This is a genomic window from Erwinia sp. SLM-02 (assembly GCF_037450285.1).
Taxonomy (GTDB): Bacteria; Pseudomonadota; Gammaproteobacteria; order Enterobacterales; family Enterobacteriaceae; genus Erwinia.
On sequence record NZ_JAQISN010000003.1, the window covers coordinates 196706 to 216896 of the forward strand.

Genomic DNA, 20191 nt, shown 5'->3' on the forward strand with positions numbered 1-20191 from the left:
GTGCTCCTTTTGGCTAATTGCTCGCTGTTTAAAGAACGTTATTCAGCGTTTACCTTCAGACTTTGTCTTTGACTCGTTGGTGGTAGTGCCGGCTTGATTGGGTGTTGTAGTCAGTGGTTCATCCCAGCTGGTCTCTCCGCCCCCCAGCCCGCACTTCAGCGCTGCGAATTGCCCGGCCGCCGCAGAGGACGAGCTGCTTTTGGCTAATTGCTCGCGGTGCTTAAAATATTTCAGGCTTACCGGGGGTAAGCCTGTGTTTCACTCTTTTACTCAGAACGTGTAGTTCAGTGATACCCAGTAGTTACGCCCCGGCGTTACGTAGCCGGTGGTGGAGGCCAGCGTCTGGAAGTAGTCGCCCGCGTAGGTGCTGCTGCGGCCAGCCTGATACAGGCTGACTTTCGAGAAGTCCTTATCCAGTACGTTATTGATCGTGCCGTTAACCGTCAGCGCCGGGGTAATCTTATACGCCGCGCCCATGTTCACCACCGTCCAGGCTTTCAAATAGGCACCGCGATCGTCGTAGACCGTTTTCTCAATCGCGCTCAGGTTGCCGTAGCCAGTGGTATAACGCGGGGTTTTGCCGTGATATTCCGCCGCTATCCACGATGTCAGATCGTCGTTCATCTGCCACGACATTTTCGCGTTGGCCATATGGCGTGCGGTATTGGTCAGCGGTGCGCCCGGATTATCGCCACCGCGCTGTTTGCTGTCGGTGTAGGTGTAGTTCAGGTTCAGCGTCAGCTCCGGGATAACCACCGGGAAGGAGGAGGCGAACTCAATCCCCTGGTTGATCGCCTTACCGACGTTACGATACGAGTTTGTCGAATCGTCGATGGTTTCACTGGATATGGCGTTACGGAAGTTGCTGATAAATCCAGTGACGTTGGCTTTTACGTTATCGGCATTTTCATAGTAGATCCCGGTTTCGTAGTTAACGCTGGATTCCGGCTTCAGGTTCGGGTTACCGAGGGTGCTGATCAGGCCATTACCCGCCACGCCGCTGACGCCATTATGCAGCTGGGCGAGGGAAGGGGCTTTATAGCCGGTGCTGACGCCGCCCTTCACCGTCCAGTCGTCCAGCGCGTTCCATACCAGGTAGGCGCGCGGGCTGACGTGGCCGCCGAAGCTGTCGTGTTTCTCGTATCGCGCGCCCCAGGTCAGGGAAAGCGGATCGATAATCTGCCAGTCGTCTTCGGTAAACAGTGACCAGGTTTTCTGCTTGAAGGTTTCGCCGCTGTTCGCCAGCACGATGCCGTCCTTCAGGCGGGAATCCCAGTATTCACCGCCTACGGTCAGCAGGTGGTCGTCACCGATCGGGGCAACAATGCTGGTGTTGAAAATCGCATTGGTGTTCTTCAGCTCGCGATCCTGTCCACTCAGACCGCTGTTCTCCGCAGAAAGCGTGCGCGGGGTCAGAACGCGGCCTTTGTTTTCTGTGACCGCATAGGAAAGGCTGGAGCTCCAGCGGCCCAGAGACAGATCGGTGTCGTGACCAATGACCACTTTATTGCGCTGATAGTGCAGTTTGTCGCGATAGCCGCCGCCGCTGGTGCCGATCGGGCCAAGCTGGCTGTGGCTGTTGTCATACTCCTGTTCGGCGGTTTCGCCATCGATCCACAGGGTATTTTTATCGCTGGTCTTGTAGTTCAGCCGCCCGCCCACGGTGTAGTTATTGCTTTTGGTCGGGTAGGGAACGCGCGTGTCACTGCCGCTGTCGCTCAGGCTGGTGACGCTGGAACCCTGGCGGTGTTCGAAGTTGCCGCGAAGGGTCAGATCCAGCGTATTGGGGATTAGCGCGCCGCTGGTGTACAGGCCCACGGTTGAGCTGTCGCCCCACTTGCTGTGTTCCTGTACCGAATGAGAGAGGTTCAGCCCGCCGTGCCATTCGTCGGTGTTTTTCTTAGTGATAATGTTGATCACGCCACCCATGGCATCGGAGCCGTAGAGCGTTGACATCGGGCCACGGATCACTTCGATATGATCGATAGCGGAAAGCGGCGGCATCATGGCGGTGTTAAGAGTGCCGAAACCGTTGGGTGTGGTATCGGAGCTGGCGTTCTGTCGGATACCGTCGATCAGGATCAGCGTATAGCTGCTGGGCATGCCGCGTATAGAGATATCCAGCCCGCCGGTTTTCCCGGTTCCGCCGCGTACGTCCACGCCTTCCATGCCGCTGAGTGCCTCACCCAGGTCGCTGTAGTTCTTTTTGGACAGCTCATCCTGGCTGACAACGGAGATTGAGACCGGCGCGTTAGTCAGTTTTTGTTCATAGCCGCTGGCGGTGACGACCAGCGTGCCTTCCTGGGCAAATACGGGTACTGATGCCGCCAGGAGGATTGCCGCGGTGATGTTGTTTTTTTTCATTACAGAGCCATTGGGAAATGTTGAAAGACGCGGCGTTACATTAATAAACACTTTCTAAACGCACTCTTAACGATTACGAGAATGATAATGATTGGCGTTACAATCTTGGGTGATAAATTGGCTGCGTATTGAGATTTGTGTTTGGCGCACGTCCTCTGCGGCGGCCGGGCGGTCCTCGCGCCGCTATGCGGTGCCTTCGGTTCCGGCTGTGGGTCTTGCGGATCGGCGCAGAGCGGGCGTCCTGCCCGCGCCGCGCCTGAGCCCAGCATCCCTGCTGGTCTCTCCGGCCCCCCAGCCTTCACCTCAGCGCTGCGGATTGCCCGGCCGCCGCAGAGGACGTGCTCCTTTTTGGCTAATTGATCGCTGTTCGAAAAACTTTAAAGCCTGTTTCAGATTTTGCATTTGGCCTGACATCCGTGGGCCAATTTACAGATCGCTGTTTAAAGAACACTAATTAGCGCCGAATGTGGGAATCTCACCAACATTGTGAAAGAAGGAAGACCCGATAGGTTTTTCAGGCAACGCGAAAGTCAGAAAGCAGGCGGGTTGTGCCCCCGGTCGGGTAATCCGCAGCGCTGAACGCAGAGAGGAAGCCAGGATTCGCCCACAGGGAAGTGGGCGAAAGGCACGGCCGCGCAGGACGCGCGTCTGTGCCGGTCCGACAGGCTGACGAACGAAGTGAGGGCACCGCGTGAGCGGCGCGAGGACCCGCCCGACCGGGGGCACAACCCGCCAGCGTTAACTCCAGCCTTTGTAAACGACCAACCCGCCAGCGTTAACTCCAGCCTTTGTAAACGACCAACCCGCCAGCGCTAACTCCAGCCTTTGCAAACGACCAACCCGCCAGTGCTAACTCCAGCCTTTGCAAACGACTGTCTGTACCGGTCCGGCAGCAATCCCCCCTGAGCAAAACGCAAAACCATCACCTATAGTCAGTGACCCAGCCCCAACCCCGGATCCTACTATGCTGCTGCGCCTTACCCTGCTGCTGACCCTCGGCGGCCTTCCCTTTTTCACCTCCGCCCACAACCTGATCCCCGGCCAGCCGTTGCCGCCGATTGGCGTCACCGATCGCGGGGAGTTGGTGATAGCGCAGGATAAAATACACTACCAACGCTGGAACAGCGCCCGGCTGACCGGCAGGACGGGCATCGTGCTGCATATGGCAGGACGCCTGGCAGCGAAAGAGAGCAATGCCGCGCTGATTCAGGCGATCGAAAACGCCCACTTCCCTGCGGCCACGGTCCAGATCACTACCATCGTCAATACCGACGACGCCATCCCCGGCAGCGCCATGTTTGTCCGGCAGAGCCTCGAAAGCAGCAAAAAGGAAACACCCGGTGCACAGTTTGTGGTGGATGAAAAGGGCGCAGTCAGGCAGGCCTGGCAGCTGGCAGCAGGAGGATCGGCGGCGGTGGTGCTGGATAAACAGGGCCGGGTCAGATTTGCCAAAGACGGGGCCTTAACCGATGAAGAGGTCCGGCAGGTTATCGCCTTAGTGCAGCAGCTGGAGGTTTAAATCGCTGCGTGAAAATGACCAAAAATCTGTACAGGTAATCTGTTTTTTGTAAAAGTTTGTCGCATCCTCCGATACTCAGAGAAATTTCTGGATATTGCACTAGGCTTTGCAAATAAAGCCATGTAATTGTCAGGGGTTGCCTGAAACGATGAACAACCATGAAGATGAACTGCTGAGGCTGCGTGAAGCCCTGCAGAGTCGCCTGGACCAGCTGCTGCCCGCTGGAGAACAGCAGGATCTGGTCTTTACCGCCATGCGTGAAGGAACGCTGGCGGCGGGCAAGCGCGTTCGCCCCCTGCTGCTGATCCTGGCCGCCCGCGATCTGGGCTGCGCGGTGGATCAGCCCGGCCTGCTCGACCTCGCCTGCGCGGTTGAGATGGTACATGCCGCATCCCTGATGCTGGATGATATCCCCTGTATGGACAATGCGTTACTGCGTCGCGGGCGGCCCACTATCCACGCTCAGTACGGCGAGAACGTTGCCATCCTCGCCGCCGTTGCGCTGCTGAGCCGTGCTTTTGGCGTGGTGGTTGAGGCACCGTCGTTATCCCCCGCCTGCAAAACCCAGGCCGTCGCGGAACTGTCGCTGGCGGTCGGATCGCAGGGGCTGGTGCAGGGCCAGTATCTTGACCTCAGCGAAGGGGGCCGGGCGAGAAGCAGCGAAGCGATTCTGCTGACCAACGAGCTTAAAACCAGCCGTTTATTTGATGCCTCATTGCAGATGGCGGCCATTGTTGCCGGATCCTCGCCGCAAACGCGGCAGCGCCTGCGCTGTTTTGCCCAGGATCTGGGGCAGGCCTTTCAGCTGATGGACGATCTCTCCGACGGGTTGAGCAATACCGGTAAAGATGCAAATCAGGACAGCGGAAAATCAACACTGGTCGCGTTGCTGGGGGCCGAAGCGGTTCACCGGAAGCTGCGTGAGCATTTGCGCAGTGCGGATGAGCATATCGCCAGCGCCTGCCAGCGTGGCCTCTCCACCCGGCATTTTATGCATGCCTGGTTTGACAAGCAGATGGCTCAGTTTGGCAATAACAGCACGCAGCCGGGGTGCTAATGAGCGATCTTATCCAACGAAAAAGCGATCATCTCGATATCGTCCTGAACGGATCGCGCAGCGTGAAAACCCGGACAACCGGCTTTGAACGGTGGCATTTTGAGCACTGTGCGCTACCGGAGCTGAGCCTCGATCGCATCGATCTTCGTACAACGCTATTGGGTAAAACGCTGCAGGCACCGCTGTTGATCGGCTCGATGACCGGCGGCACCCGGCGGGCGAAAAGCATTAACCGGCACCTTGCAGAGGCCGCTCAGTCGCTGGGGCTGGCGATGGGCGTCGGCTCTCAGCGCGTGGCGCTGGAAAGCGAACAGGACTGGGGGCTGACGCGGGAACTGCGTCAGCTTGCACCCGACATTCCGCTACTGGCGAACCTGGGTGCGGCGCAAATCGCCGGGAAAAACGGCGCGGAGTATGCGCGGCGGGCGGTAGAGATGATTGAAGCAGACGCACTGATCGTCCATCTCAACCCCCTGCAGGAAGCCCTGCAGCACGGCGGCGATCGCGACTGGCGGGGCGTGCTGGCGGCGATTGCCCATACGGTGGAAGCGCTGCCGGTGCCGGTGGTGATCAAAGAGGTCGGTGCGGGGCTGTCCGTGCCGGTGGCACGCCAGCTGGTTGACGTGGGCGTGGCGATGCTGGATATCGCTGGCGCAGGCGGCACCAGCTGGGCGGCCGTGGAAGGGGAGCGTGCCGTATCGCCGCAGGCCCGGGCGGTGGCGATGGCCTTCTCCGACTGGGGGATCCCCACTGCGCAGGCGCTTACGCAGCTGCATCAGGCGCTGCCGCAGGTGCCGCTGATTGCGTCCGGCGGCATTATGGATGGCATCGACGTGGCGAAAGCGCTGCGGTTAGGGGCTGATGTCGCCGGCCAGGCGGCGGGCGTGCTGGGCTGTGCGACGGTCTCCAGCGAGGCGGTGGTCGACCATTTTCAGGTCATCATTGAACAGCTGCGCGTGGCCTGCTTCTGCACCGGCAGCGGCAGCCTGCGCGATCTCCGCCAGGCGAAACTGGTGCCCGTTGAATGAGTGCAGCTCGCTGGGATGTGATACTGGTCGGCGGCGGGCTGGCGAATGGCCTGATTGCCTGGCGGTTACGGCAGCTGCAGCCGCGGCTGCGCGTGCTGGTGCTGGAGTCGGATGCCGAGCCGGGCGGCAATCATACCTGGTCTTTCCATCAGCGCGATCTGCTGCCCGGGCAGCATCGCTGGATAGCGCCGCTGGTGGCGCACCGCTGGGCGGGCTACGACGTGCGTTTCCCGGCGATGAATCGCACCCTCGCGGGCGAATATATCAGTGTGACCTCCGAACGTTTTGCCACTGTTATCCGTCAGGTGCTGGGCGATAGCCTGTTGACCGGCACCCGCGCCCTGAGCCTGACGCCGGACACGGTGACGCTCAGTGATGGGCAAACGCTGAATGCGGCGGCGGTCATTGACGGACGCGGCTACCGGCCCAGTCCCCATCTGATCGTTGGCTGCCAGGCTTTTTTAGGGCAGGAATGGAGCCTGAGCCAGCCGCACGGCCTGACGCGCCCCATCCTGATGGACGCCACCGTCGACCAGTCGGCGGGCTACCGTTTTGTTTACACCCTGCCGCTTTCCGACCATCGGCTGCTGATCGAAGATACGCACTATATCGATCGCGCCACCCTCAGCGAAGAGCGCGCACGGCAGCATATCCGTCAGTACGCCGAACGGCAGGGCTGGCACCTGGATCGGCTGGAGCGGGAAGAGCGGGGCAATCTGCCGATTGCGCTGGCAGGCAATGCCCGCGCGTTCTGGCAGGCACAGGCCGGCCAGCCGTGCAGCGGCCTGCGCGCCGGGCTGTTTCATGCGACCACCGGTTACTCGCTGCCGCAGGCGGTAGCGCTGGCGGATCTGATAGCTGCCCAGCCCGTTCTGGACGCCGCTACGCTGTTCTCGCTGATCGAAGGTTACGCTCTGGCGCAGTGGCGGCGTCAGGGTTTCTTCCGCCTGCTCAACCGCATGCTGTTTCTGGCCGGGCGCCCGGACGGGCGCTGGCGGGTGATGCAGCGGTTTTATCAACTGAACCACGGACTGATCGCTCGATTTTATGCGGGTCAACTGACGCTGCAAGACAGGGTGCGGATCCTGGCAGGTAAGCCACCGGTTCCGGTGGGCGAAGCCCTGCGTGCCGCACTGAAATATACCCCCCGGCTGCGAGCTTTTCACGATGAGTAAAACAGTAGTTATCGGTTCTGGTTTTGGCGGCCTTGCCCTGGCGATCCGCCTGCAGGCGGCCGGTGTTCCCACGCTGCTGCTGGAGCAGCGCGATAAACCCGGCGGCCGCGCCTATGTTTATCAGGACGACGGATTTACCTTCGACGCCGGGCCAACGGTCATTACCGACCCGACGGCGATCGAAGAGCTGTTCAGCCTGGCCGGCAAGCGCATCGAAGATTATGTCGATCTGCTGCCGGTAACGCCGTTTTACCGGCTGTGCTGGGAAGATGGCGAAGTTTTTGATTACGATAACGATCAGGCGCGGCTGGAAGAGCAAATCCGGCGCATCAATCCGCGTGATGTGGAAGGCTATCGGCAGTTTCTGGCCTACTCGAAAGCGGTGTTCAATGAGGGATACCTCAAACTGGGCAGCGTGCCGTTTTTATCCTTCCGCGACATGCTGCGCGCAGGGCCGCAGCTGGCGCGGCTGCAGGCGTGGCGCAGCGTGTACGGCATGGTGTCGAAGTTTATTGAAAACGAGCAGCTGCGGCAGGCGTTTTCTTTCCATTCGCTGCTGGTCGGCGGCAATCCCTTCGCCACGTCATCCATTTACACGCTGATCCACGCGCTGGAGCGGGAATGGGGCGTGTGGTTTGCCCGCGGCGGCACCGGTGCGCTGGTGCAGGGGCTGGTAAAGCTGTTTGAGGATCTCGGCGGCACGCTGGAGCTGAACGCGGAAGTGACCAGGCTGGAGACGGAAGGCGAACGTATCAGCGCGGTGCAGCTCAGGGACGGGCGCCGTATTGCGGTCGCTTCCGTGGCGTCTAACGCCGATGTGGTGCAGACCTATGCAAAGCTGCTGGGTCACCATCCCGTCGGGGCCGCACGCGGCGCATCGCTAAAGCGCAAACGTATGAGCAATTCGCTGTTTGTCCTGTACTTCGGGCTGAACAAGCATCACAGCCAGCTGGCGCATCACACGGTGTGTTTCGGCCCGCGCTACCGGGCGCTGATTGATGAGATTTTTCACTCTCCCACGCTGTCGGAAGATTTTTCCCTTTATCTGCACGCGCCCTGCGTCACCGATCCCTCCCTGGCGCCGCCGGGCTGCGGCAGCTATTACGTGTTAGCGCCGGTGCCGCACCTGGGGACGGCGGATCTGGACTGGACGGTGGAAGGCCCGCGCCTGCGCGACCGCATTTTTGCCTATCTGGAACAGCACTATATGCCGGGCCTGCGTGAGCAGCTGGTGACGCACCGGATGTTTACCCCGTTCGATTTTCGCGATCGGCTGGGGGCGTATCACGGGTCGGCATTTTCCATTGAGCCGATCCTGCGGCAGAGCGCCTGGTTCCGTCCTCATAACCGCGACAGTCGGATCGATAACCTCTACCTGGTCGGGGCGGGCACCCATCCGGGGGCGGGGATCCCCGGCGTAATCGGTTCGGCGAAAGCCACCGCGGGCCTGATGCTGGAGGATCGGCTATGACCAACGCCACGCTGATGGATCACGCCACCTTAACGATGGCGGCAGGTTCAAAGAGTTTTGCCACCGCATCGAAGCTGTTTGATGCGCCGACCCGCCGCAGCGCGCTGATGCTGTACGCCTGGTGCCGCCACTGCGACGATGTGATTGACGGGCAGGTGCTCGGGTTTTACCAGGCGACCCCGGACACCGACAGTGCAACACAGCGGCTGGACCGCCTGAAGATGCAGACGCAGCGCGCTTTCGACGGTGTAAAAATGGACGACCCGGCCTTCGCCGCGCTGCAGGAAGTGGCGCTCAGCCACGGTATTCCCCCGCGTCTGGCTTTTGAGCACCTTGAAGGTTTCGCGATGGACGTGAGGGAAACGCACTACGTTACGTTTGAGGATACGCTGCGCTACTGCTATCACGTGGCGGGCGTGGTGGGACTGATGATGGCGCGGGTGATGGGCGTACGCGACGAGTCGGTGCTGGATCGCGCCTGCGATCTGGGACTCGCTTTCCAGTTGACCAATATTGCCCGCGATATCGTTGAGGATGCGCAGGCCGGGCGCTGCTATCTGCCCGCGCAGTGGCTGGCTGAAGAAGGCATTAACGCCGCTCAGATCGCCGATCCGGCTCATCGTGAAAAGCTGGCGCGTCTGGCGCAACGGCTGGTGGCGGCCGCCGAACCGTATTACGCCTCTGCCCGCGCCGGGCTACCGGGTTTACCTCTGCGCAGCGCGTGGGCGATTGCCTCGGCGCACGGCGTCTATCGGGAAATTGGCGTGAAGGTCAGTGCGGCCGGTCCCCGGGCCTGGGATAGTCGTCAGGGGACCAACCGGCTGGAAAAGCTGGGTCTGCTGGCGAAGGGCGCGGCGCAGGCGCTCAGCTCTCGCGCTGGTCGGCCGTCGCCTCGCGCGAGCGATCTGTGGCAGCGTCCGCGCTAGCTGCTTCCTCTTTGCCGGCATGCGCTTGCCGATTGCGGCTGCGCAGCGTCGCCTGTAGCTTTGCCACCGGCGGCGCATACAGAAAGCCGAACGAGACGCAGTCCTCTTTGCCCCGCACCGCATGATGCAGGCGATGGGCCAGATATAGGCGTTTTAAATATCCCTTACGGGGAATATAGCGAAACGGCCAGCGCTGGTGGACCAGTCCGTCATGCACAATAAAATAGAGCAGTCCGTAGAGCGTCATCCCCGCCCCAATCCACTGTAGTGGCCAGGCGCCCGTTGCCCCGAAGGCGATCAGCGCGATGGCCAGCGCGGCAAAGACCACGGCATACAGGTCATTCACTTCAAACCGGCCGCTGTGCGGTTCATGGTGTGAAAGGTGCCATCCCCATCCCCAGCCGTGCATGATGTATTTGTGCGTCAGCGCGGCAATCATTTCCATCGCGGCGACGGTCGCCAGGACAATCAGGGTGTTCCACAGCACGAGCATTTGTATTCCTTGTTGTCCAGGGGCAGAGGGTATGCGATCCGGGTGATTGATGAGTATAGCAATGGCGTGGAGGGCTGCCGGGTTGGGGGATGAATTCACGGGGTCTTGCGGTTTGGATTGGCGTCAGGGGGCGCGATCGGGTTGGCGTCAGAATTGGCGATCGGGGCGCGTCCTCTGCGGCGGCCGGGCGGTCCTCGCGCCGCTACGCGGTACCTTCGGTTTCGACTGCGGGTCTTTCGGATCGGCGCAGAGCGGGCGTCCTGCCCGCGCTGCGCCTGAGCCCAGCATCCCTGCTGGTCTCTCCGGCCCCGCAGTCTGCACCTCAGCGCTGCGGATTGCCCGGCCGCCGCAGAGGACGCGCCCCTTTTGACTAATTGCTCGCTGTTTTAAGCATGTTCAGACTTTGCATTTGAGCTGATATCCGTTTTCCAGCTTACAGATCGCTATTTTAAGAACGTTACTCATCGTTGGATGCGGCAAGACTGGCTGCATAACAAACCGAATAGGCAATCCTCAGTGCAGAACAGAAATAGGGGAGAGCTGATTTGTTTCTCAGGCAACATGAAAGTCAGAAAGCAAACTGGTTGTACCCCCGAGCAGGCAATCCACAGCGTTGAGCGTAGAGAGGAAGCTCGTAATGTCTTTTCATTCAGGCAACACGAATTCAGAAAGCAGGCGGGTTGTGCCCCCGAGCAGGCAATCCACAACGTTGAACGAAGAGAGGAAGCTCGTAATGTCTTTTCATTCAGGCAACACGAATTCAGAAAGCAGGCGGGTTGTGCCTCCGAGCAGGCAATCCACAGCGCTGAACGGAGAGAGGAAGCCAGGATTCGCTCACAGGGAAGTGAGCGAAAGGCCCAGCCGCGCAGGACGCGCGTCTGGGCCGGTCCGTGAGGCTGACAAACGAAGTGAAGGCACCGCGCAGCGGCGCGAGGACCGCCCGACCGGGGGCGCAACCCGCCAGCGCTAGCTCCAGATTTTGCAGACATCCGTTTCAGTCGGTCCGACAGGCTGACGACCGAAGTGAAGGCACTTCACACCACCGGAGCATCAACCTCATTTAATCCCCCGTTAATACGAAAAGCCACCCGCTGCGGATGATTGACTGAAACCAGATATTCGACCGGCTGGCGCTGCCTGTCGTAAATCACCCCGCGATAAACCAGCGCCGGGCTTTCCGGTTTCGCCTGCAGCAACTGATGCTCCTCTTCGTTCATCGCCGAGGCGCGAAGCGTGCCTTCATCGTACACGTCCTGAATATGGTAGCGTTCGGCCAGCAGGCGATACAGCGATCCGGCCTCTTCCAGCATTTCGGCACTGAGATCCGCGACCCGAGCCCGGGGCAAATAGCTGGTTTCCAGACAGAATGGCTGACCGTCGGCCAGCCGCAGTCGCTTGATCATCACCACCTCATCACCTTCTGCAATATGCAGCAGGCGTGCAATACGGGCGCTGGCAGTGGAAATATGAAAATAGATCAACTGGCTGCTGGGAACCGCGCCGTTCAGCTCCAGGATCTTCCCGATCCCCAGCGCGGGCTGTAACGGTCGCTCGATGGGCGTATCCAGTAGCCAGGTACCCTGATTGCCCCGGCGCTCCAGCACACCTTCCTCCACCAGCTCCGCCAGCAGTTTGCGCACGGTCATCCGGCTGATAGCCAGCAGCTCGCAAAGTTCCCGTTCGGCGGGGATCTGATCGCCGCTGTTGAAATCGGGGGAATGCAGGATTTCCAGCAGCCGCTTTCGCGCGTCCAGATAGCTTTTTCTTGGCTTTCTGGTCTGCTTTTCAGATGTTGTCATGGTCCATTTAGCTCTGATGTTAAAAATGAAAAAAGATGAATATCAAGATGTTGTTTTAAAGAATTATATTCAATTTACTGATGTATTCTATGGCAGAAATAATAACATACCATGAGGTTTTTTTTGGTATTTAACCAGCAATAATTGTTGCTATATAAAGCGATAAAAGCGTATATCAATATCCATGGTATGTTTTTTGGTATAAATGCAACACCAGGGGAACAGCTATGAAAATAAGAAAAACTATTGCAGTACTGGCAGCTACGGTTGCTCTGTCAGCCAGTATCCACGCGGCAACGGCTGCGGAACAGATCCGTTTCGGCATCGATCCCACCTTCCCACCGTTCGAATCGAAAAACGCCAGCGGTCAGCTGGTGGGCTTCGATATCGATCTCGGCAATGCTATTTGTGCAGAGATGAACGTGCAATGTTCCTGGGTGCAGAACAGCTTTGACGGGCTGATCCCCGCGCTACAGGCCAAGAAGTTCGATGCCATTCTCTCTTCACTATCGATTACCGAAGAGCGTAAGAAGGCTATCGCTTTCAGCCACAAGCTTTTCAATACGCCAGCCTTCCTGATTACGGCGAAGAACAGCTCGCTGCATCCCACGGCGGAGTCGTTGAAGGGCAAGCGTATTGGCGTACAGCAGGGGTCGGTATTTGAAACCTATGCCAATAAATACTGGCGTAGCGCGGGCGTCGAGGTCATCACCTATCCGGATGCGGAATCGGTGTATGCCGATCTGATTAACGGTCGCCTTGACGGCACGCTGGACGATGCAGTGGTGATTACCGAAGCGCTGCTCAGCAAGCCACAGGGGCAGGGCTTTACGCTTATTCAGCCGCAGGTCAAAGACGATGCGATTTTTGGCCCAGGCACCGGCATCGGACTTCGCCAGCAGGATAGTGCTCTGTTGGCTCGGTTTAATCAGGCTATCGATACCCTTCGCGCCAACGGCACTTACGATCGTTTAGCGAAAAAATACTTCAATTTCAACATCTACGGTGAGTAACGCCATGCAGACCCAAACAATTATCGCCTCCCTGATGAACAGCCATTTTCACCACGCCCCGCTGCGTCAGGTTTTCCTGGTGGCCTGCGGCGGTTCGCTGGTGGATATGTACCCCTCGCATTATTTCCTCAGCGAACAGAGCGACATCCTGCGTTCGTGGATGATGACCGCCAATGAGTTCGTCTATGCCACGCCGAAAGCGCTGGGGGCATCATCGCTGGTGATTGTCTGCTCGCACGGCGGTAACACGCCGGAATCCGTCGCGGCGGCGAAGCTGGCGAAAGCGCGGGGCGCGGCAACGGTAACGCTGACCCACAATGCGGAAGCGCAGCTGTTGCAGTGGGCCGACCATAACCTGCTGTACCAGTGGGGAGATGACACGCCGGTAACCGATAATCCAATGGCGCTGATCCTCAGCCTGTGTGTCGATGTGCTGCGCCAGGTGGAGGATTATGCCGGGTGGCAGGATTTCCAGCAGGGTTTCACGCAGATCGATGCGGTGATCCGCCAGGGGCGAACGCAGGTGGCCGATCGCTGTACGGATTTTGCGGACCGCTATCAGCATGATTCCCTGTTCTATGTCCTCTCCAGCGGCGCGTCTTACGGCCATGCCTATGGCTTTGCTATCTGCTCGCTGATGGAGATGCAGCGTGTTGATGCCGCCTCCATCCACAGCGGCGAGTTTTTCCACGGCCCGTTTGAAGTCACCGACAATCACGTGCCGTTTATTCTGCTGATGAACGAAGGCCGTACGCGTGAACTCGACCAGCGCGCGCTGTCGTTCCTGAACCGTTACAACGATAAAACCGTGGTGGTGGACGCCCGCGAGTTGGGCCTGAATGCGCTGCCCGCATCGGTGGTGGACTACTTTAACCCGGTGCTGTTTTACAGCATCATGTGCGACTACCGCGCGGCACTGGCCGATATTCGCCAGCATCCGCTTTCGACCCGTCGCTACATGGGTGTCGTGGACTACTAGAGGCAGCGTAAGATGAAAGTGATTGGCGTGGGCGACAACGTTGTCGATAAGTATGAACACCGGCGCGTGCGTTACCCCGGCGGCAATGCGCTGAACTTCAGCGTCTATGCCGCGATGCTGGGGGTGGAGGCCGCCTATCTGGGGATTTTCGGCGACGATGATGCGGCGGATCACGTGCAGCGTGCCCTGGCCGCGCGCGGCATTGATACCTGCTACTGCCGGCAGGTCGCGGGTGAAAATGGCTATGCACGCCTGACCATCGAGCAGGGCGAACGGGTGTTTGTTGATTCCAATCTTGGCGGTGTGCGGCAGACGGAATCGATGGCGTTTATTCTGCAGCATCGCGACTGGCTGCAGGAATTTGAACTGATCCACACCAGCAGCTATAGCTACATCGATGAACAGCTGCCCGAACTGGCGCAGCTTCCCGGCTGGCTGACCTATGATTTTTCAGACGATTTCGTGACCGAACAGGCGCTGCCGCTCTGCCGCTGGCTGGACGCGGCATTTTTCTCCTGTGCGGAACGTTCTCTGGTGGAAACGCGCGAGCTGCTGATTCAGGCGGTTGAGGCGGGCACCCGCTATGCTGTCGCCACGCGGGGGGCGGAAGGGGCGCTGCTGTTTGACGGGGAAAACTGGTATCAGCAGGCACCGGAAGCGGTCACACCGATCGATACGCTCGGCGCGGGAGATGCGTTCATCACCGCCTTTCTGCTGCATTTCCGCCAGCAGGGAGATATCGCGGCAGCGCTGCGTGCCGGGGCACATTTCGCAGCGAAAATTTGCCTGCTGGAAGGCGCTTTTGGGGATGGGGAAGGCTATTGAGTGGGTTCCAGGCCAGAGCAGATATCCATGACGAGTATAAAGTATCCCCATCACTTCTTGCTCAAAGTGCAAAACGGTTGCATGAATGACAGCATTTTAGCCTTTATCATGCAACGCGGAAATCAGAAAGCAGGCTGGTTGTACCCCCGAGCGGGTAATCCGCAGCGCTGAACGGAGAGAGGAAGCCAGGACTCTCCTCTCATTCAGGCAACGCGGAAATCAGAAAGCAGGCTGTCTGTGCCCCCGGGCGGATAATCCACAGCGCTGAACGAAGAGAGGAAGCCAGGATTCTCTTTTTATTCAGGCAACGCGGAAATCAGAAAGCGGGCTGGTTGCGCCCCCGAGCGGGCAATCCACAGCGCTGAATGGAGAGAGGAAGCCAGGATTCTTCTTTCATTCAGGCAACGCGGAAATCAGAAAGCGGGCTGGTTGCGCTCCCGGGCGGGCAATCCACAGCGCTGAATGGAGAGAGGAAGCCAGGATTCGGCCACAGGGAAGTGGCCGAAAGGCCCAGCCGCGCAGGACGCGCGTCTGGGCCGGTCCGTGAGGCTGACGACCGAAGTGAAGGCACCGCGCAGCGGCGCGAGGACCAGCCCGCTCGGGGGCACAACCAGCCAGCTCCAACTCCTGACTTTGCAAACGACCCGGAACAAGTGCCAATCTTGGCCGGTCCGACAGGCTGACGACCGAAGTGAAGGCACCGCGCAGCGGCGAGAGGACCAGCCCGCTCGGGGGCACAACCCGCCAGCGCCCCCCGTTCATGCAGACAGTGAAACACTCATCCAGCCCGCTATACTAGCCATCACTCCACACGAATATCCTCAGCGTGCGCCAGTAAATACTCCTCCGCCTCGCCGGACCAGATCCCGTGGTGGCGCTCCAGAATCGCCGCCAGCTCAGGATCGGCGATCTTACCCAGCGGCGTCAGCGGCAGCGACTTACCGGTGTACACCAGCTTTTTCCCGCCGCCCACGGCAGGCAAATCCAGCGTGGTTTCCCCTGCCGCATTCAGCCCCAGAATATGGGTGACGATCTTCGCGGCGTTGACTTTTTTCGCCTGCATCAGCTCAACGGCGGCACGCATATCGTCGGTATTGCCGCCGGAAGTCCCAACGTAATGGGTAAAGGCATAGTGCACGTCGTAGAAGTTTACCGGCGCGCTGAACGCTTTATCCTGCGGGCCTGCGAAGAAATTGACGCAGCCGTCCGGGGCGAGCAGCGAAGAGGAAAGGGTCAGCAGATGCTCTTTAGGAACGAAAACGAAAATATCGTCGAAGCCCTTGCCGTCGGTCAGCGCCATCAGCGTATCGTAGTCGGCTTCGTTACCGTCGATATAATGCAGTTCGGTCTGCGGCTCCGAATGATAGTGCTGACGCGCGTAGCTCATTTTCGGCTTATTGGTGTCGGTGATGACCAGCAGCGACGGGTTGACAGGGCCGTGCAGCGCATAGTCGATAGCCAGCAGTCCCATCGGACCGGTACCGCCGAGGATCAGCGTGCGGCCCTGCGGACGAATGCCCATCACGTGGTTGTAGGTGCCTTCCTGCAGATGATAGTTGGCGTTAAACGCGCCGATCACGCAGGAAAGCGGTTCAACCATCGATCCCTCAAACCAGGTATCGCCCTCCCAGGACAGCAGGCAGTCCTGCTCCATCACCTCGTTGGGGATCACCACGTGGGTAGCGCCACCGCCGATCCACGGGAACGAGTAGCCCGGGCAGTCGGGGCGATCCGGCAGCTGCAGATTCGCCTGGATCACGTAGCGCTGCCCGGCCTGGAATTTGTGCTGCCACTTCTTGCCGACCGCAAGGATCTCGCCGCAGAACTCGTGGCCGATAATGATCGGATTGGTGGCCACGTCGTCCGGCACTTTTTTGTGGTCCGCGCCCAGATTGGCCTCTTTCCAGGAGGAGAGGCACAGGCTGTCGGTCACCACGCGGGCCAGTATTTCATCGTCCTGCATCTCCGGCAGCGCGAAGGTTTCCAGGCGCAGATCGCGTTTGCCGTACAGGCGTAAAGCTGTTGTTTTCATAAACCACCTCATTGTTTAGTGTGCCCCGGCAGCGGCGCGGGGCGTAAAATCAGGACAGGAAGCCCAGCGCGTTACCGATAATCCCTAAGCCAAACAGCGCGAAGATCAGCCACACCGGGTTAATTTTTTTATTGAGCAGGCGTACCATCAGCAGCGTCAGGCCCAGCGCCAGCAGGCCGGGGCAGAGCTGATCGAGGATGTTCTGCACGGTGGTCGTCACGGTGCCGCCGTCCGGGCCGGGCGTTTGCGAGACGATGACCGGCACGCTGATGCTGGTCCATTTGGTCACCAGCACCCCCATCACAAACAGGCCGAGGATCGAGGCGCCTTCGGTCAGTTTTTGCAGCAGGTTACCGCCCATATCGCTGACGATATTGACCCCTTTGCGGAAGCCCCAGGTCAGGCCGTACCACTTCAGCGCCAGACGTACCGCATTGAAAATAAAGAAGAACATCAGCGGGCCGAGGATATTGCCGGACAGCGCCAGCGACGCACCCAGCGCGGCGGTAATTGGGCGCAGCGTGCCCCACACCAGCGGGTCGCCGACGCCCGCCAGCGGCCCCATCAGGCCCACTTTGATGCCGTTAATTGCCCCGTCATCGATATCTGCGCCGTTGGCACGCGCTTCTTCCATCGCCACCGTCACGCCAATCACCGGGCCACACACCGCTGGCGTGGTGTTGAAGAACACCAGATGGCGCTTCAGCGCGGCCACCTGATCCTCCTTCAGCGGGTAAAGCCGCTTGATGGCGGGGACCATGTCGTAGCAGAAGCCCAGCCCGTGAATACGTTCGAAATTGAATGACGCCTGCTGCAGGTTAGAGCGCAGAAACATCTTAATCAGGTCGCCCTGGGTGATTTTTCTCTGTTCCATGGGGGTCACCATCAGTCATCAAGCTGGTCGAGGGAGGAGGAAGAGGCGGTGGAGGCCTGAGGTTCGGCCTTGCGCCACTGCGGATTAAGCTGGATGTAGATCAGTGCGATGATCACACCGACGCCGCCGAAGGCCAGCAGGCTGAAATTGAGGTAGCCACCCGCCAGGAAGCCGAGGAAGAAGAAGGGCATCAGGTACTTCACGCCCATCATGCGCAGCACCATGGCGTAGCCGACCACCACGATAAAGCCTCCGGCGATTTGCAGGCCGCGGGTGACGAATTCCGGAATGGCGTTCAGCATATTGCTGACCATGTCCGCGCTGACGAACATCGAAACGATCAGCGCGGGAACCGCCACGCGCAGGGCCTGTACGCCCAGCGCAGAAACGTGCAGCAGATCTATCGTGCCGAAGCGTGCCTCTTCTGCGGCTTTATCCGCCGCGTGCTGGAACACCACGGTAATGGTGCGGGCGAGCACCGTCAGCACCTGGCCCGCCGCAGCGACCGGCAGCGCGATGGCGATACCGGTGGCGATGCTTTGGTGGCCGACAATCACCAGAATGGCGGAGATAATGCTGGCCAATGCGGAGTCAGGCGACTGCGCCGCGCCGACGTTCATCCAGCCCAGCGCAATAAGCTCCAGCGTACCGCCGAGCATAATCCCGGTTTTTAAATCCCCGAGGATTAAGCCAATAACGGTACAGGCAATTAACGGCCGGTGGGTCTGGAATTCATCCAGCACGCTGCCCATTCCGGCAATACAGGAAAAAATAAAAATAGCGATTATTTGTAGGGTACTTATTTCCATCGTTTTCACCATTGAAATATGACGGTACCTGCCTGTGACGGCATAGTTACAGGCGCTGTTGTTTTTTATTCTGTGGCAGCGTGTTCTTTAATTTTGTCGAGAATATTTACCGACGGGTCGGAAGCCACCACGCGTAAATCCAGTTTTACGCCCAGTATATCCAGCTCGGTGAAAGCCTGAATATCGCCTTCGTCGAGAGAAACGGCCTTGGTTAATTGTGTTTTTCCCGGTCGCCATGCCATGCCGCCAATATTCAGGGTGGCAATATTAACGCCCTGTTTAACCATTGCCAGTACGTCCTGCGGATTGGTGAATAAATAAAATACCGTTTCGTCTTTATATTGCGGGTTATGATAAACCGCGACGGCCTTTTCGATATTCACCACGTTAACTTTCATGCCCGGCGGTGCGGCCTGGCGCAGCAGCGTGCGGCGTATTTCATCGTTATACACATCGTCATTGCAGATAATAATGCGCTGGGCGTTGGCCACTTTTGACCAGACGGTGGTGACCTGGCCGTGGATCAGGCGGTCATCAATGCGGGCGAGCGTAATGTTCATTATAAATCCTCCTCAACGGTTTCCGGCTGCTGCCAGACCACGCAGCACTGGCTGGCAACGGCGGTCAGGTGTTCACACAGCGCATCTACAGGCAGTGCATCCTGGTTATCCACCACCTCCAGCGCCAGCGGTAGCGACAGGCCGCTGATCACCCGCAGCCGGGGGTTGTGCATAGCCAGCGCCGCCGCCGCATTCCACGGGCTGCCGCACTGGAGATCGACGGCAATAAGCCATTCCTCATCAATGTGAGCACTGACTAACTTTTCTAACTTAACGGTGATATCTCCGGCGTTTTCCCCCGGAACAAACTCCACGGCGGTGACGTTCACTTCGCCATATACCATTCGTACCGAATCCAGTACGGCGCAGGCCAGCTGGCCGTGGGCGCAAAAAATAACATTGACCATATTTCCTCCCCTTAGCCGCGCGTTTTCCCACCGGCGATGTTAGTGGTCACTCCGGTTATATAGCTAGCGCGCTCTGAAAGCAGGTAACAGGTGAAGTCCGCCACCTCGCTCAGGCGGCCGGAGCGGCCAATTGGGATCGCGTTTTTGCTGTAGCCGTCGCGCAGCTGCTCCACGGTGATACCGCGGGTCCACGCCAGCGCCTCTTCGTATTCCGGAGTACGCAGTCCGGTTTTTTCCAGAATGCCCGGCGCAACGCCCACCACGCGGATACCGTGTTTACCCAGCTCCTTTGCCCATGAACGGGTAAAGCTGTTCAGCGCCGCCTTGGTTGCCGCATAGCAGCTCTGGCCTTCCGATCCTTCCAGCCCGCTTTCGGATGAGACGTTAACAATCACCCCTTCACGCTGTTTAACCATCTGTCGGGCCACGGCCTGCGACATTAAAAACACGCCTTTTTGATTAATATTGACCATCTTCTCGAAGGCGGCTTCATTCAGTTCATAACGGCCTGCCGGTGCTTTTTCATCGACCAGCAGGCGGGGGAAATTCACGCCGGCGTTATTGACCAGGCCGTCGATTCGGCCAAACTGTTGAATGATATTTTCCACGCTTTGATTAACGTCAGCCGCGCTGGAAATATCGGTGGGCCAGAAGTGATAATTTTCACCGTTATGGTGTTTATCGCCGCCGTGGATATCGGTCATCTGTACCCTGGCTCCCTGTTCTAATAGCTCGTCAACAATCGACAGGCCAATTCCCGATGCGCCACCGGTGACGATAATTATTTTCCCTTCCAGGTTTAACCATGTTTTCATCATAAGCCCCTTGGTTTTTGATAAAGGGATCCCCCGCAGAATAAT

At 58.9% G+C, this 20191-nt stretch carries 18 protein-coding genes; 9 read left to right on the forward strand and 9 right to left on the reverse strand.

The features are described 5' to 3' along the window. Positions 1 to 270: 270 nt before the first annotated feature. A complete protein-coding gene (locus PGH32_RS17760; RefSeq protein WP_337894716.1) occupies positions 271 to 2364 on the reverse strand; it encodes a TonB-dependent receptor in 2094 nt (697 codons plus the stop codon). Between the two features lie 964 nt (positions 2365 to 3328). Between PGH32_RS17760 and PGH32_RS17765 the strand changes: the two genes are divergently transcribed. The 6 genes from PGH32_RS17765 to crtB all read left to right on the forward strand — a co-directional run bounded on the left by PGH32_RS17765 (position 3329) and on the right by crtB (position 9540). After that, a complete protein-coding gene (locus tag PGH32_RS17765; protein ID WP_337894717.1) occupies positions 3329 to 3883 on the forward strand; it encodes a YtfJ family protein in 555 nt (184 codons plus the stop codon). 148 nt (positions 3884 to 4031) lie between these two features. Next, a complete protein-coding gene (locus PGH32_RS17770; RefSeq protein WP_337894719.1) occupies positions 4032 to 4940 on the forward strand; it encodes a polyprenyl synthetase family protein in 909 nt (302 codons plus the stop codon). Continuing rightward, positions 4940 to 5968: a type 2 isopentenyl-diphosphate Delta-isomerase gene (fni, locus tag PGH32_RS17775; protein ID WP_337894720.1), complete on the forward strand. Its 1029-nt coding sequence runs from the start codon at positions 4940 to 4942 to the stop codon at positions 5966 to 5968. Before PGH32_RS17770 ends, fni begins: the two co-directional genes overlap by 1 nt. Beyond that, on the forward strand, positions 5965 to 7143 hold the full coding sequence (gene crtY / locus PGH32_RS17780; protein ID WP_314427870.1) for a lycopene beta-cyclase CrtY: 1179 nt from the start codon (positions 5965 to 5967) through the stop codon (positions 7141 to 7143). Before fni ends, crtY begins: the two co-directional genes overlap by 4 nt. Beyond that, entirely contained in the window at positions 7136 to 8614 is a 1479-nt protein-coding gene (locus PGH32_RS17785; RefSeq protein WP_337894721.1) for a phytoene desaturase, read from the forward strand. Before crtY ends, PGH32_RS17785 begins: the two co-directional genes overlap by 8 nt. After that, positions 8611 to 9540, forward strand: coding sequence for a 15-cis-phytoene synthase CrtB (gene crtB / locus PGH32_RS17790; protein ID WP_337894722.1), 930 nt, complete (start codon positions 8611 to 8613; stop codon positions 9538 to 9540). Before PGH32_RS17785 ends, crtB begins: the two co-directional genes overlap by 4 nt. On the opposite strand, the gene PGH32_RS17795 is transcribed toward crtB, so the two are convergent. Both PGH32_RS17795 and PGH32_RS17800 read right to left on the reverse strand, forming a co-directional pair. Further along, entirely contained in the window at positions 9479 to 10033 is a 555-nt protein-coding gene (locus PGH32_RS17795; protein WP_337894723.1) for a sterol desaturase family protein, read from the reverse strand. The genes crtB and PGH32_RS17795 overlap by 62 nt on opposite strands. Positions 10034 to 11067: 1034 nt before the next feature. Further along, positions 11068 to 11832, reverse strand: a complete 765-nt coding sequence (locus tag PGH32_RS17800; protein ID WP_337894724.1) for a GntR family transcriptional regulator — start codon at positions 11830 to 11832, stop codon at positions 11068 to 11070. A 233-nt stretch (positions 11833 to 12065) separates the two neighbouring features. Between PGH32_RS17800 and PGH32_RS17805 the strand changes: the two genes are divergently transcribed. The 3 genes from PGH32_RS17805 to PGH32_RS17815 are packed head-to-tail and all read left to right on the forward strand — an operon-like array spanning position 12066 to position 14649. Continuing rightward, positions 12066 to 12845 carry an ABC transporter substrate-binding protein gene (locus tag PGH32_RS17805; protein ID WP_314426945.1) on the forward strand — a complete coding sequence of 260 codons (780 nt, stop codon included), beginning with the start codon at positions 12066 to 12068 and terminating at the stop codon, positions 12843 to 12845. Positions 12846 to 12849: 4 nt separating this feature from the next. After that, complete coding sequence (locus PGH32_RS17810) at positions 12850 to 13824, forward strand: SIS domain-containing protein (protein WP_337894725.1); 975 nt, start codon at positions 12850 to 12852, stop codon at positions 13822 to 13824. A gap of 12 nt (positions 13825 to 13836) precedes the next feature. Next, on the forward strand, positions 13837 to 14649 hold the full coding sequence (locus PGH32_RS17815; RefSeq protein ID WP_337894726.1) for a PfkB family carbohydrate kinase: 813 nt from the start codon (positions 13837 to 13839) through the stop codon (positions 14647 to 14649). 802 nt (positions 14650 to 15451) lie between these two features. Here the strand turns inward: PGH32_RS17815 and sorE are convergent. The 6 genes from sorE to PGH32_RS17845 form a co-directional block, all read right to left on the reverse strand. Then, the gene (sorE, locus tag PGH32_RS17820; protein WP_337894727.1) at positions 15452 to 16681 is read right to left on the reverse strand and encodes an L-sorbose 1-phosphate reductase; all 1230 of its coding nucleotides are present in this window, start codon (positions 16679 to 16681) and stop codon (positions 15452 to 15454) included. 49 nt (positions 16682 to 16730) lie between these two features. Next, positions 16731 to 17555 carry a PTS system mannose/fructose/sorbose family transporter subunit IID gene (locus PGH32_RS17825; protein ID WP_337894728.1) on the reverse strand — a complete coding sequence of 275 codons (825 nt, stop codon included), beginning with the start codon at positions 17553 to 17555 and terminating at the stop codon, positions 16731 to 16733. A gap of 11 nt (positions 17556 to 17566) precedes the next feature. Beyond that, a complete protein-coding gene (locus PGH32_RS17830) occupies positions 17567 to 18364 on the reverse strand; it encodes a PTS mannose/fructose/sorbose transporter subunit IIC (protein ID WP_314426803.1) in 798 nt (265 codons plus the stop codon). A 65-nt stretch (positions 18365 to 18429) separates the two neighbouring features. After that, the gene (locus tag PGH32_RS17835; RefSeq protein WP_337894729.1) at positions 18430 to 18924 is read right to left on the reverse strand and encodes a mannose/fructose/sorbose PTS transporter subunit IIB; all 495 of its coding nucleotides are present in this window, start codon (positions 18922 to 18924) and stop codon (positions 18430 to 18432) included. Then, on the reverse strand, positions 18924 to 19331 hold the full coding sequence (locus PGH32_RS17840) for a mannose/fructose/sorbose PTS transporter subunit IIA (RefSeq protein ID WP_337894730.1): 408 nt from the start codon (positions 19329 to 19331) through the stop codon (positions 18924 to 18926). The genes PGH32_RS17835 and PGH32_RS17840 overlap by 1 nt, the downstream gene beginning before the upstream one ends. 11 nt (positions 19332 to 19342) lie before the next feature. Beyond that, a complete protein-coding gene (locus tag PGH32_RS17845; RefSeq protein ID WP_314426812.1) occupies positions 19343 to 20146 on the reverse strand; it encodes an SDR family oxidoreductase in 804 nt (267 codons plus the stop codon). Positions 20147 to 20191: the final 45 nt, after the last annotated feature.